General features: G+C 62.9%; 8 protein-coding genes and 2 rRNA genes. 6 read left to right on the top strand and 4 right to left on the bottom strand.

Features of this window, described 5'->3' with window-relative positions:
- The first annotated feature begins 122 nt into the window (after window positions 1–122).
- From ACIGJD_RS03680 to ACIGJD_RS03665, 4 genes are all read left to right on the top strand, one after another.
- A complete protein-coding gene (locus ACIGJD_RS03680) occupies window positions 123–1,625 on the top strand; it encodes an alpha,alpha-trehalose-phosphate synthase (UDP-forming) (RefSeq protein WP_483688346.1) in 1,503 nt (500 codons plus the stop codon).
- Window positions 1,615–2,451, top strand: coding sequence for a trehalose-phosphatase (gene otsB / locus ACIGJD_RS03675; RefSeq protein WP_483688345.1), 837 nt, complete (start codon window positions 1,615–1,617; stop codon window positions 2,449–2,451). The genes ACIGJD_RS03680 and otsB overlap by 11 nt, the downstream gene beginning before the upstream one ends.
- 215 nt (window positions 2,452–2,666) lie before the next feature.
- Complete coding sequence (locus ACIGJD_RS03670) at window positions 2,667–3,749, top strand: ABC transporter ATP-binding protein (RefSeq protein WP_483688344.1); 1,083 nt, start codon at window positions 2,667–2,669, stop codon at window positions 3,747–3,749.
- A 111-nt stretch (window positions 3,750–3,860) separates the two neighbouring features.
- Window positions 3,861–5,279, top strand: a complete 1,419-nt coding sequence (locus tag ACIGJD_RS03665) for a DUF4032 domain-containing protein (RefSeq protein ID WP_483688343.1) — start codon at window positions 3,861–3,863, stop codon at window positions 5,277–5,279.
- A 3-nt stretch (window positions 5,280–5,282) separates the two neighbouring features.
- Here ACIGJD_RS03665 and ACIGJD_RS03660 read toward each other — a convergent pair whose 3' ends face one another.
- Window positions 5,283–6,653 (bottom strand): FAD-binding oxidoreductase, encoded by a 1,371-nt coding sequence (locus tag ACIGJD_RS03660; protein ID WP_483688342.1) that lies wholly within the window; start codon window positions 6,651–6,653, stop codon window positions 5,283–5,285.
- Window positions 6,654–6,843: 190 nt separating this feature from the next.
- On the opposite strand from ACIGJD_RS03660, the gene ACIGJD_RS03655 reads away from it, so the two are divergent.
- Window positions 6,844–8,577 carry a glycoside hydrolase family 13 protein gene (locus ACIGJD_RS03655; protein WP_483688341.1) on the top strand — a complete coding sequence of 578 codons (1,734 nt, stop codon included), beginning with the start codon at window positions 6,844–6,846 and terminating at the stop codon, window positions 8,575–8,577.
- Window positions 8,578–8,579: 2 nt separating this feature from the next.
- On the top strand, window positions 8,580–9,635 hold the full coding sequence (locus tag ACIGJD_RS03650) for a LacI family DNA-binding transcriptional regulator (RefSeq protein ID WP_483688340.1): 1,056 nt from the start codon (window positions 8,580–8,582) through the stop codon (window positions 9,633–9,635).
- Between the two features lie 10 nt (window positions 9,636–9,645).
- Here ACIGJD_RS03650 and ACIGJD_RS03645 read toward each other — a convergent pair whose 3' ends face one another.
- From ACIGJD_RS03645 to ACIGJD_RS03635, 3 genes are all read right to left on the bottom strand, one after another.
- On the bottom strand, window positions 9,646–10,140 hold the full coding sequence (locus ACIGJD_RS03645; protein WP_483688339.1) for an SRPBCC family protein: 495 nt from the start codon (window positions 10,138–10,140) through the stop codon (window positions 9,646–9,648).
- Between the two features lie 140 nt (window positions 10,141–10,280).
- Window positions 10,281–10,397, bottom strand: a 5S ribosomal RNA gene (gene rrf / locus ACIGJD_RS03640).
- A 171-nt stretch (window positions 10,398–10,568) separates the two neighbouring features.
- Window positions 10,569–13,699 (bottom strand): 23S ribosomal RNA (locus tag ACIGJD_RS03635).
- Between the last annotated feature and the right edge of the window lie 232 nt (window positions 13,700–13,931).

The raw sequence follows: 13,931 nt of genomic DNA, 5'->3' as shown, positions 1-13,931 counted from the left end.
GGCGAGAAAGCTGACAGCTTGCGGGTTCAACTATTCCTTCGGCTTGACCAACGGACGAATAGCCCCGATGATTCCGTCCGGCTAGGGTGGCTTAGAGGCACAAGCAACCCCAGGGGGCCGCAATGCAAACACCTGTCCAGGAAAAACCCGCCGGCACAGCAACGGCCGGCGAATCCGGTTCCAGCCACGCCGGCCATACAAAGTACGACTTCATGGTGGTCTCCAACAGGCTGCCCGTGGACCGGGTGGCGCCGGGCGACGACAGCGACGACGGCTCCGGCTGGCGCCGGTCCCCCGGCGGCCTGGTGACCGCGCTCGCCCCGATGATGACCAAGACCGACGGAGCATGGGTCGGCTGGCACGGGGCCCCTGACGAAACGGTGAAGCCGTTCAGCCACGGCGGCATGGACCTTGTCCCGGTACAGCTCAGCACCGACGACGTGGAGCTGTACTACGAGGGCTTCTCCAACGCCACACTCTGGCCGCTGTACCACGACGTCATTGCCCCTCCGGAGTTCCACCGCACCTGGTGGGACGCCTACCGCAAGGTCAACCGCAGGTTCGCCGACGCCGTGGTCCGCCACGCCGACCAGGGTGCCACCGTCTGGGTCCAGGACTACCAGCTGCAACTGGTTCCGCGGATGCTCCGCGAAGCCCGGCCCGACCTGCGCATCGGGTTCTTCAACCACATCCCGTTTCCGCCGCCGGAAATCTTTGCCCAGCTCCCGTGGCGCCAGGCCATCATCGACGGCCTGCTCGGGGCCGACCTGGTGGGCTTCCAGCGCGTCAGCGATGCCGGCAACTTCATGCGCTCTGCCCGTCGCTTCCTGGGGGCCAGCGTCAAGCAGCAGCAGGTTCACGTCAAGGACCACAACGGCCAACTGACGCATATTGCCCGGGCGCAGGCCTTCCCCATCTCCATCGACGTTAAGCAGATCAGCGAGCTGGCTGCCAGGCCCGACATCATCGAACGCGCCCGGCAGATCCGGCAGGATATGGGCAACCCCAAGACGATCCTGCTCGGCGTGGACCGGCTTGATTACACCAAGGGCATCCGCCACCGGCTGAAGGCCTTCGAGGAGCTCCTGGCGGACGGCCGCCTCACCGTTGGCGATGCAACCCTCATCCAGGTGGCCTCCCCCAGCCGCGAGCGCGTGGAACAGTACCGCCTCCTCCGCGAGGAGGTTGAGGGCACGGTGGGCCACATCAACGGCACCTATGACACCCTCGAAAACACAGCGGTCCGCTACCTGCACCACAGCTACCCCGTCGAAGAGATGGTGGCGCTGTATCTGGCGGCCGACGTCATGCTGGTCACCGCCCTGCGGGACGGGATGAATCTCGTTGCCAAGGAATACGTCACCGCCCGCAACAACAACGACGGCGCCCTGGTGCTCAGCGAATTCGCCGGCGCAGCGGACCAGCTCAAGCAGGCCCTGCTGGTCAACCCGCACGATATCGCGGGGCTCAAGAACACCATCATGACCGCCATCGAGCTCAGCCCCCGCGAGGCTTCCCGGCGCATGCGGTCCATGCGTCGGCAGATCCTGGACCACGACGTTGACCACTGGTCCGCGGACTTCCTGCGCGCGCTGAACGAAAAGGTGGTCCGCGATGACTCCTGACAGCCGCGGCACCAGGGCTCCGCTGGCGCTCTCGCCCGAGCTGCGGGAAGCCCTGCGCCGGATTGCACGTACAGAGCACTTGCTGGTGGCCATGGATTTTGACGGCACCATGGCGCCGATCGTGGACCGCGCCCAGGATGCGCGGCCGCTTCCGCGTTCGGCCGCGGCGTTCGCGGGCCTCGCCGTGCTTCCGCGCACGACGACGGCACTCATCTCCGGCCGCGCCCTCGCCAGCCTGCGGGAGGTTGCGTCCCCGCCGGTGGACACGCTGCTGATCGGCAGCCACGGCGCCGAAGCGTGGCTGGGGCCGGGCTCCACCGAACTGTCGCTGGAGGAGGACCAGAAAGCGCTCCTGGAAGAAGTGCGGGCCGAGTTGTCGGACATCGTTGCCCAGGCTCCCGGCACCTCGCTGGAGTACAAGCCTGCCGGCGTCGTGCTGCACACCCGCCAGGCCCCGGACGACGTGGCGGAAGACGCCGTGTCGGCCGCCAAGGCTGTTCTGCAGGAGCGCAAGGGCGTCTTCCTGAAAGAAGGCAAGCGCGTCCTGGAGACCTCGGTGGTCCACGCGTCCAAAGGCGAGGGCGTTGCCTTCCTGCGGCAGGCAACGGGAGCCACCGCCGTGCTGTTTGCCGGCGATGACGTCACGGACGAGGACGCCTTCGGCAGGCTCGAACCGGGCGATGTCGGGGTCAAGATCGGCCTGGATTTCACCCAGGCCGAGTACCGGGTGGAGGCGCCCGTCCACGTCGCGGAGCTGCTGGAAGCACTGCTGCAGGAGCGCAGCATCGCCGTGGCGGAAGAAGACCCGCAGGCGGCCTCCGGCTAGACACAGCCGGCCAAAGATGTGACGTTCGTAACATTTGCGCTAAAGAGAGCAACCTCTGGCATACTCTTTGTGTGATGTGGCGCACAACCAGCGTGCGGCGTCATTCAATGCTCCGCGGAAGCCGCGGAGCATTTTGCAGGAACAAAACTGAATAAAAATGAACCATTCACAACGGATCGTCCGGCACGTACCTGCCGGTGAAGGGATTGATAACTGTGGCTACAGTTACTTTTGACAACGCTACGCGTCTGTACCCGGGCACTGAAAAGCCCGCCGTCGATAAGCTCAACATCGACATCGCCGATGGCGAATTCCTGGTCCTCGTTGGACCCTCCGGTTGCGGCAAGTCCACCTCCCTGCGCATGCTGGCAGGCCTTGAGGATGTCAACGCAGGCCGCATCCTGATCGGTGACCGCGATGTCACCGATGTTCCCCCGAAGGACCGCGACATCGCGATGGTTTTCCAGAACTACGCGCTGTACCCGCACATGACTGTGGCCGACAACATGGGCTTCGCCCTCAAGATCGCCGGCGTCTCCAAGGAAGAGCGTGCCGAGCGCGTCCGCGAAGCCGCCAAGCTCCTCGACCTCGAGCAGTACCTGGACCGCAAGCCGAAGGCACTCTCCGGCGGTCAGCGCCAGCGTGTTGCCATGGGCCGTGCAATCGTCCGTAACCCGCAGGTCTTCCTCATGGATGAGCCGCTGTCCAACCTGGACGCCAAGCTCCGTGTCCAGACCCGCACCCAGATCGCGTCCCTGACCCGCCGCCTGGGCGTCACCACCGTTTACGTGACGCACGACCAGGTGGAGGCCATGACCATGGGCGACCGTGTCGCCGTGCTGAAGGACGGCCTGCTGCAGCAGGTTGACACCCCGCGCAACCTCTACGACCGCCCCAAGAACGTCTTCGTTGCCGGCTTCATTGGCTCCCCCGCCATGAACCTGCTGGAACTCCCCGTCGTCGACGGCGGCGTCCAGTTCGGCGGCACCGTCTACCCCGTGCCGCGGGACGTCCTCGAAGAGGCTCACGGCTCCACGGTCACCCTGGGCACCCGTCCCGAAGACCTGGAAACCGCTCCGCACGGTGAAGGCCTGAAGGTTGAGGTGGACGTCGTCGAAGAACTCGGCGCCGACGCCTACGTCTACGGCCACACCAACCTTGACGGCAAGGACCACGACATCGTGGCCCGCGTCGACGGCCGCCGTCCCCCGATGAAGGGCGAGGTCATCTACGTCCGTCCGCAGTCGGGCCACGTGCACCTGTTCGACACCAAGACCGGCCTGCGCCTCGGCGACTGATTTCGGTAGCTCCACCCTGCGGCGGCCCACTCACCGGTGGGCCGCCGTCGGCCTTTAACCATGCCTGCACGGGATTTAGCCGCCCTGCCCCGAGTACGGAAGAATTGAGCCATGACCGAGGAATACAGCGCCCAGTGGCACGACGAACCCACCGACTACGCGCAGATCGGGAAGCTGCCCCGGTTCGTGGCTGCCAGTGCCGATGACAACAAGGCGGCCTCGGTAGCGTCGTCGCTGAACATCACGGCGGCGGCGGCTGATCCCGAACTGCTGGACCTGCCTTGGCATATCGCTTTGGAGGAGTGGCCGGCACAGTACCTGGCGGCGCTGCCCCGCGGTATTTCCCGGCACATCGTCCGGTTCGCCCACCTGGGCGGCTCTGTCATCGCCATCAAGGAAACCTCCGAGCACGTGGCCCGGCACGAGTACCACATGCTCCGCAAGCTGGCGCGCTTCGATGTGCCGTGCGTGGAGCCGGTTGCGGTGATCACCGGGCGCACCACCCCCGACGGACGCCCGCTCAACCCGGTGCTCGTGACCCGGCACCTGAAATTCTCCATGCCCTACCGTGCGCTCTTTTCCCAGATGCTGCGCAAGGACACGTTGACGCGCCTCATCGATGCGCAGGCCCTGTTGCTGGTGAGGCTGCACCTGATCGGCTTCTACTGGGGCGACGTCTCGCTGTCCAACACCCTGTTCCGCCGCGATGCCGGCGCCTTCGCCGCGTACCTGGTGGATGCTGAAACGGGCGAGCTCTACCCGGACCTCTCCACTGGCCAGCGCGAGTACGACCTGGAGATTGCCCGCGTGAACATCGCCGGCGAGCTGATGGACCTGCTGGACGGCGGGCTCATCGAGGAGAAGGTGGACCCAGTGGCCACTAGTGAGCTGATCATGGACAGCTACCGGCGGCTGTGGGCTGAACTGACCGAAAAGGAATCCTTTGAACTCGGCGAGCGCTGGCGCGTGGGCGCCCGGATCCGGCGGCTGAACGAACTCGGCTTCGACGTCGAGGAGTATGCCATCAAGACCACCCAGAACGGCTCCACCATTCAACTGCAGCCCAAGGTGGTGGACGCGGGGCACCACCAGCGGCGCCTGCTGCGGCTTACCGGCCTGGACGCCCAGGAGAACCAGGCGCGGCGGCTGCTCAACGACATGGACTCGTTCCGCGCGGACAACAACCCGGAGATGGACGAGGAATACAGCGCCCACCTTTGGGTCAGCCAGATCTTCGAGCCGATCGTGCGCGCCATCCCCCGGGACCTTTCCGGCAAGCTCGAGCACGCCGAGGTGGTGCACGAGGTCCTGGAACACCGCTGGTACATGTCCGAAAAGCAGGAGCGCCACATCCCGCTGGCAGAGGCCGTGCAGTCCTACATCGACTCGATCCTGCGGCACCGGCGGGACGAGGCCGCCATCATGCTCAACCCGGACACTGAGCTGCTGAAGATCCTTGAGGTGGAGAACGAGGAATCCCGCTACGGAGCCGATGAATCCGATGACGAATACCCGGATTCGGACGACTGAGTCCTAGATAGCCTTTCCGGGGTTGAGGATCCCGGCGGGATCGAACAGGTCCTTGATCCTGCGTTGGAGTTCACGGACCGGTTCCGGCTGCTCCTGGCCCAGCCACCGCAGCTTGTACTGGCCTACGCCGTGCTCCCCCGTGATGGTGCCGCCCATGGCCAGGGCCGCGGTGATGGACTCGTCCAGGGCCGCCTGAAGCCGCTCCATGGCACCGGCATCCACGTCCGGGCCCTGCCGGTCGATCCAGAATGTTGGGTGCAGGTTGCCGTCACCTGCGTGGGCCACCACTTTGAGGTGCACCTGCTGGGCGGAGGCCATGGCCTCGAGCGCGGCAACGTAATCCACCAGGCGAGACCTCGGAACAGCCACGTCTTCACCAACGCGGTACTCGTCGTCCACCTCGGTGCCCCGGCTGTGCCGCCGCAGTTCTACCAGCCGTTCCGCCTCGGCGCTGGCCTCGGTGGTCACCGCGGCACCCCCATCCCGCAGGACCTGCCGCACCACGTCGGCTTCCGCGGCTGCGCCGAATCCGTCCGTCTGGATCAGCAGCAGGGACTTTCCGCGGGTGCTGAGGTCGGAGCCGTGGATGTCGTCCAGCTGGGCCAGCGTCCCGCCGTCGAGCAGTTCCATGATGGCGGGCTGGACGCGTGCCCTGCCCACCGCCAGGACTCCCGCAGCAGCCATCCGGAAATCCGGGTAGAACGCGGCCACGGTGTGGACTTCCCGGGGCAGGTACTTTAGCCGCACGGTAATTCCGACGACGATGCCCAGCGTCCCCTCGGACCCGACGAAGAGTCCCGTGAGGTCGTAGCCCGCCACGCCTTTGAAGGTCTGGTGCCCGGTATGGATGAGCGATCCGTCAGCCAAAACCACGTCCAGGGCCAGGACCGAATCCCTGGTGACCCCGTACTTGGCGCAGCGAAGGCCGCCTGCGTTGGTGGCCACGTTGCCGCCGATGGTGGAGCTTCGGAAACTCGCCGGATCCGGAGCGTACATGAGGCCATGCTCTGCGGCTGCTTCGTTGAGGACGGCATTGACTACGCCGGGTTCCACGACGGCTGTTTCGTCGTCGGGGTTCAGCGCGAGGATCCGGTCCATCCGCTCCAGCGACAGGATGACGCAGTTATTCGTGGCGTGGGCACCGCCGGATACGCCTGTCCCGGCGCCGCGCGGGACGATGGGTACTCCGCTGCCGGCGCACGCCTTCACCACGGATTGAACGTCGGCCACCGATTCGGGGAACACCACGGCAAGGGGAAGCTGGAAGTCGATGACGGGAGCCTGATCGATCGCGTACCGGCGGAGCGACACCTCGCTCACGTCCAGCTGAGCCGGAGCCAGGACGGCTGCCAGTTCGTCAACGATGCTTCCCACAAGGCCTCCATCCGGCGTTGGACATAATTCCCCAGTCTAGGGCGTGATTTTCGCTGGGCCTCGGCACTTACCGTGCCGCAACCGCTTCCAGTTCATCTCCTCCGTGAACGGAGAGGACCTCATGACTGCCCTAGGAAACAATTATGGAAGCGTTTTCATAAAACGGCTCCCCGCAGTTATGCTGACTTCCATGTCCGTCGAAACTGTGATCCACGACACTTCCCCCATTGCCGGCCCACTCACCCTCATCCATGCCGCCGATCCTGCCCCGGGCTGGTGGCGGTCTGCCGTGATCTACCAGGTGTACCCCCGGTCATTTCGGGACCTGAACGGCGACGGCGTGGGCGACTTGGCGGGAATCACCGAGGAACTGCCGCATCTCGCGGACCTGGGTGTGGACGCAGTCTGGCTGTCCCCCTTCTTCCGCTCCCCGCAACGCGATGCCGGGTACGACGTCAGCGACTACTGCGATGTGGACCCTATCTTCGGCACGCTCGGCGATTTCGACGTCATGATGGCTGAGTCGCACAGGCTGGGCCTGCGGGTGATCGTGGATCTGGTGCCAAACCACTGCTCGGACCAACACCCCGCTTTCCAGGCGGCCCTTGCAGCGCCTGCCGGGAGCCCGGAGCGGGACATGTTCATCTTCCGCGACGGCACCGGACCGGACGGACAGGAACCGCCAAACAACTGGCAGTCCCACTTTGGTGGGCCCGCCTGGACACGCGTGCCGGCGCCTGACGGACAACCCGGCCAGTGGTACCTGCACCTCTTTGACTCCTCCCAGCCGGACTTCAACTGGGACAACCCCGCCGTCCACGCAGAGTTCGAGCGGGTGCTCCGCTTCTGGCTGGACCGCGGCGTCTCCGGCTTCCGCGTGGACGTGGCCCATGCCCTGGTCAAAGCGCCGGGCCTTCCGGGATGGGGCGGACGCGCTGACGGCGGCAGCAGCGAGGGGTACCCCGGCCACGAGGCACCGATGTTCGGGCAACCCGGTGTCCACGACATCTACCGGAAGTGGCGGTTGCTCCTTGACGAATACGGACCGGACCGGATTCTCTGCGCCGAGGCAAGTGTTGACCTGCAGCGGCTTGCGCACTGGGTGCGGCCCGACGAGATGCATCAGGCGTTCAACTTCCCTTATCTCCACGCGGGCCTGGATGTCTACCGGCTGCGTTCTGTCATCACGGACTCGCTGACGGTCCTTGACGGTGTTGGGGCCCCGAGTACCTGGGTGCTTTCCAACCACGACGTGGTCCGCCATGCCACCCGCTTTGGCTACAACGGCCAGGGTCCAAGGGACGGGGACGGCATAGGTTCCGCTGACCCGCAGCCGGACGAGGCCCTTGGCCGCCGCCGCGCGGCCGCGGCCTCACTGTTCATGCTGGGGCTGCCCGGCGCCGCATACCTCTACCAGGGGGAAGAGCTGGGGTTGCCGGACGGCATCGACATTCCGGGCCACCTCCGCCAGGATCCGACATTTGGCCGGACAGGAGGCCAGCGGCTTGGCCGTGACGGCTGCCGGGTACCGCTGCCCTGGCGGGCCGGGGACCCGCACTTGGGCTTTGGCGCGGGGGAAGATCCGTGGTTGCCCATTCCTGCCTCGTTCGAAGCGCTGGCGCGGGATCTGCAGGCAGGATCGCCGTCGTCGCACCTCTCGATGTACCGGGACGCCCTGGCATGCCGCCGGCAGCTGAACCTGGGCAGGGGATCATTGTCCTGGGCGGAAGACTGGTGCACGGGGTCGTCCCTGGGCTACCTGAACGGCACTACGCTGGTCCTCATGAACCTGAACCATGAGCCGTTGGACATGCCGGCGGGCCACGTGCTGATCCGCAGCCTCCCCGCAGAGACCGCCCATGCCCTTGCCTCCGGTGAGACGGCATGGATAGAGCTTGGACCGGACCTCATCGCAGCAGACTGACCATGGCGGGCATCAAGGAAGTTGCCAGCCGGGCTGGCCTGTCAGTGGCCACCGTGTCCCGGGCACTGAGCGGCAAATCAAACGTCTCGGCCAGGAGCCGCCGCCTTGCACAGGAGGCGGCCAAGGAACTGGGGTTCGTGCCGTCGTACCATGCGTCCAGCCTCGCATCCGGGCGCAACCACAACATCGGTCTGGTGGTGCCCAACGTGCAACGCTGGTACTTCTCTTCGGTCCTGGAAGGGGTCTCGGAGACGCTGCTGGATGCGGGGTACGACCTGACCCTGTACAACGTGGGCGAACAGCCGGAGCGACGCAGCAGCATCCTGAATGACTTCCTTCTGCGGAAACGCCTGGACGCCGTTATCGCCGTGGCACTGGTGCTTAGCGAAGACGAGATCGGCCAGCTGCTGGCGGTGCACCGCCCAATCGTGGGAATTGGCGGCGCGCTGCGGGGCGCCTCGACGATCAGGATCGACGACGAGGGGCTGGCCGCGCTGGCCACCCGCCATCTGATTGGGCTGGGGCATACCAGGATCGCCCACATTACGGGATACGGAGAGCTGAACCGCGACTTCAAGCTCCCCCGGCTGCGCCAGCGGGGTTTCGCCTCCGCCATGGCTTCAGCCGGGCTGACTGTAAAGCCGGAGTGGAACGCCACCGCCGACTTCACCATCCAAGGTGCCTATGCGGCCGGCCGCCGGCTGCTGGGCACCAGTTCCGAACGCCCTACAGCAGTCTTCGCGGCCTCTGACGAGATGGCCGTGGGCATCATGCTTGCCGCCCGCGACTTCGGACTGCAGGTACCGCAGGATCTCTCTGTCGTGGGCATTGACGGCCACGAGCTCGCCGAGACCTTTGGACTCACCACCATCAACCAGGATCCGCGGGGGCAGGGCCGCTTGGCGGCCACCACTGCCTTGGCCTTGCTGGACAAGCCAGCCGCGGATCCCGACGGCGGCACGGCAGCGGCTGCAGCACAGGACCAGGAGTTCCCAACGGAGTTCGTGATCCGGAACAGCACAGCTGTCCCGCCAGTCGGGACCACGCGGCGCGCTTAGGCAAGGAGGTTCAGACTGCGCTGCCCATGAACCGGGCAAACTTCTCAAGGATGCGCGGCCAGGCCTCCACGTATTCCTGCCGCGCTGCGGCAGGGTCTTCGGCGCCCTCCCAGCCTTCGTGGAAGACGCGAACCTCGGTACCTGCATCCACCGCCCGGAACACTACCAGGAGCTCGGTAGACCAAAGCGCTGTGGTGCCGGGGTGCCAGGTGGCGTGGAAGGACAGGGGTGGCTGCCAGTCGTCGAGGGTTCCCCAGATGGTGGTGCGGCCATCGTCTGCCGTTTCGAGGATCAGGTTCTCTTCAAACTCAACGTACGATGCGGCGCCGTACACCCCGTGCTGCTCCAGGGGCCACCACAGGTGGGTGTGGTCGGTGAAACCGGCGAAAGCGCGGGCCACCGGCCCCGGAACAACCACGGTGTTCACCACAGGTTCCAGGGGATCAACTGCCGGCTGCCCAGCTTCTTCGAAAGGGTCCTGCGCGTGGCTGAAGATGCTGCTCATGAGGGACCATCCTACCCGGCGGCATCCTGCCACCCTGTCCACTCCCGCGGGAACAACGAGCTTGCGGCCCTGGGTGCGTGTGTGGTGGTTAAAGTCGTAGGGCCCTGACGTTCGTTGTCAGGGCCCTACTTTTAATGATGTTCCGGCGGTGACCTACTCTCCCACACCCTCCCGGGTGCAGTACCATCGGCGCTGTGGGTCTTAGCTTCCGGGTTCGGAATGGGACCGGGCGTTTCCCCCACGCTATGACCGCCGTAACCCTTTCACCCGTCACCAACCCCGTCGGGAGTGGTGTGGGAAGACTTGTGTGGTTACAACATTGTCCGTGTTGTTGGACTGGTGGTGTTGTTATTCAGTTATGGTTCCGCCAACAGGGTTGTTGGTTGGGAACCACATAGTGGACGCAAGCAGAATTTGTATGTTTCTGTGTGGTGTAAGTTGTTGGCCTATTAGTACCGGTCAGCTTCACGAGTCGTTAGTCCTCGCTTCCACATCCGGCCTATCAACCCAGTGGTCTGGCTGGGGGCCTCTCACACACAAGGTGTATGGAAATCTCATCTTGAAGCGAGCTTCCCGCTTAGATGCTTTCAGCGGTTATCCCATCCGAACGTAGCTAATCAGCGGTGCACTTGGCAGTACAACTGACACACCAGAGGTTCGTCCGTCCCGGTCCTCTCGTACTAAGGACAGCCCTTCTCAAATTTCCTGCGCGCGCAGCGGATAGGGACCGAACTGTCTCACGACGTTCTAAACCCAGCTCGCGTACCGCTTTAATGGGCGAACAGCCCAACCCTTGGGACCTACTCCAGCCCCAGGATGCGACGAGCCGACATCGAGGTGCCAAACCATGCCGTCGATATGGACTCTTGGGCAAGATCAGCCTGTTATCCCCGAGGTACCTTTTATCCGTTGAGCGACGGCCATTCCACAATGTACCGCCGGATCACTAGTCCCGACTTTCGTCCCTGCTCGAGATGTCTCTCTCACAGTCAAGCTCCCTTGTGCACTTACACTCGACACCTGATTGCCAACCAGGCTGAGGGAACCTTTGGGCGCCTCCGTTACTTTTTAGGAGGCAACCGCCCCAGTTAAACTACCCATCAGGCACTGTCCCTGACCCGGATTACGGGCCGAAGTTAGATGTCCAAAGTGACCAGAGTGGTATTTCAACGATGACTCCACCCGAACTGGCGTCCGGGCTTCAACGTCTCCCACCTATCCTACACAAGCCACTCCGAACACCAATACCAAACTATAGTAAAGGTCTCGGGGTCTTTCCGTCCTGCTGCGCGTAACGAGCATCTTTACTCGTACTGCAATTTCGCCGAGTTTATGGTTGAGACAGCGGGGAAGTCGTTACTCCATTCGTGCAGGTCGGAACTTACCCGACAAGGAATTTCGCTACCTTAGGATGGTTATAGTTACCACCGCCGTTTACTGGGGCTTAAATTCTCAGCTTCGCCCTAAAGGGCTAACCGGTCCTCTTAACCTTCCAGCACCGGGCAGGAGTCAGTCCGTATACATCGTCTTGCGACTTCGCACGGACCTGTGTTTTTAGTAAACAGTCGCTTCCCCCTGGTCTCTGCGGCCCCGATCCCCTCCCACCAGCGATGTGGTGTTCAAGGTTGGGGCCCCCCTTCTCCCGAAGTTACGGGGGCATTTTGCCGAGTTCCTTAACCATAATTCTCTCGATCGCCTTGGTATTCTCTACCTGATCACCTGTGTCGGTTTGGGGTACGGGCGGCTAAAACCTCGCGTCGATGCTTTTCTCGGCAGCATAGGATCACCGAATCCCCCCATACGGGGGTCCCATCAGATCTCAGGCTATATGAATGGCGGATTTGCCTACCATTCGCCCTACATCCTTAGACCGGGACAACCATCGCCCGGCTCGGCTACCTTCCTGCGTCACACCTGTTAATACGCTTGCCTCCCGGGATCAGGTCCTGCGCTCCACCAAAACCCTTCACCCACAAGGGGTGTCAGGCAGGTTTCGGGCAGTTAGTATCCCCCGCTCAGCATGGGCGGTTTTTCGCCGGTACGGGAATATCAACCCGTTGTCCATCGACTACGCCTGTCGGCCTCGCCTTAGGTCCCGACTTACCCAGGGCAGATTAGCTTGACCCTGGAACCCTTGATCATTCGGCGGACGGGTTTCTCACCCGTCTTTCGCTACTCATGCCTGCATTCTCACTCGTGTAGGCTCCACCACTGGTTTACACCGCAGCTTCACCGCCCACACGACGCTCCCCTACCCATCCACACTCCTGAACCACGAAGGCTAGGAACAAGTGTGAATGCCACAACTTCGGCGGTGTACTTGAGCCCCGCTACATTGTCGGCGCGGAATCACTTGACCAGTGAGCTATTACGCACTCTTTTAAGGGTGGCTGCTTCTAAGCCAACCTCCTGGTTGTCTGGGCAACTCCACATCCTTTCCCACTTAGCACACGCTTAGGGGCCTTAGTTGGTGGTCTGGGCTGTTTCCCTCTCGACTATGAAGCTTATCCCCCACAGTCTCACTGCTGCGCTCTCACTTACCGGCATTCGGAGTTTGGCTGACGTCAGTAACCTTGTAGGGCCCATTAGCCATCCAGTAGCTCTACCTCCAGCAAGAAACACGCAACGCTGCACCTAAATGCATTTCGGGGAGAACCAGCTATCACGAAGTTTGATTGGCCTTTCACCCCTACCCACAGCTCATCCCCTCCATTTTCAACTGAAGTGGGTTCGGTCCTCCACGACGTCTTACCGTCGCTTCAACCTGGCCATGGGTAGATCACTTCGCTTCGGGTCTAGATCACGCCACTCACACGCCCTATTCAGACTCGCTTTCGCTACGGCTGCCCCACACGGGTTAACCTCGCGACGTAACACTAACTCGCAGGCTCATTCTTCAAAAGGCACGCCGTCACCACAACAAAGATGGCTCCGACGGATTGTAAGCACACGGTTTCAGGTACTGTTTCACTCCCCTCCCGGGGTACTTTTCACCTTTCCCTCACGGTACTGGTCCGCTATCGGTCATTAGGGAGTATTTAGGCTTATCAGGTGGTCCTGACAGATTCGCACGGGATTCCTCGGGCCCCGTACTACTTGGGATACTCTCACAGGCGGTACAAACACATTACGGTTACGGGACTAACACCCTCTCTGGCCGGCCTTTCAAAACCGTTCACCTATGCGCGCACATCACACCCCACCAGCCCGGCAGAACTGGTATGGAAAGTCCCACAACCCCGACCATGCAACGCCCGCCGGCTATCACACATGGAACGGTTTAGCCTGATCCGCGTTCGCTCGCCACTACTAACGGAATCACTATTGTTTTCTCTTCCTGCGGGTACTGAGATGTTTCACTTCCCCGCGTTCCCCCCACGCACCCTATGTGTTCAGGTACGGGTCACCAAGTCACTCGCGCGCTTAGCGGGGTTTCCCCATTCGGACACCCTGGGATCACAGTCCGGTTATCGACTCCCCCAGGCTTATCGCAGATTCCTACGTCCTTCTTCGGCTCCTAATGCCAAGGCATCCACCGTGTGCTCTTAAAAACTTGACCACAAAGATCAAAAACAAGCTCACTCGAGAGAACCACGAAACCAACCACACCCGCTCAAACCCCCCAAAAGGAAGTCATCACACGCGCGGCCAGATCCAGGTTCAAATATCTTGGAAATTGCTTCTTATACAAGATGCTCGCGTCCACTATGTAGTTCTCAAACAACAACCCCACACCACACAACCCACACACACACAAAGCACGTGAACCGTCATGGCAGGGAAACCAGAAA

Source organism: Arthrobacter sp. E1SS-5 (assembly GCF_057073715.1).
Note: the sequence above shows the minus strand (reverse complement) of the source record. Positions and strands in the feature narration are given on the sequence as shown.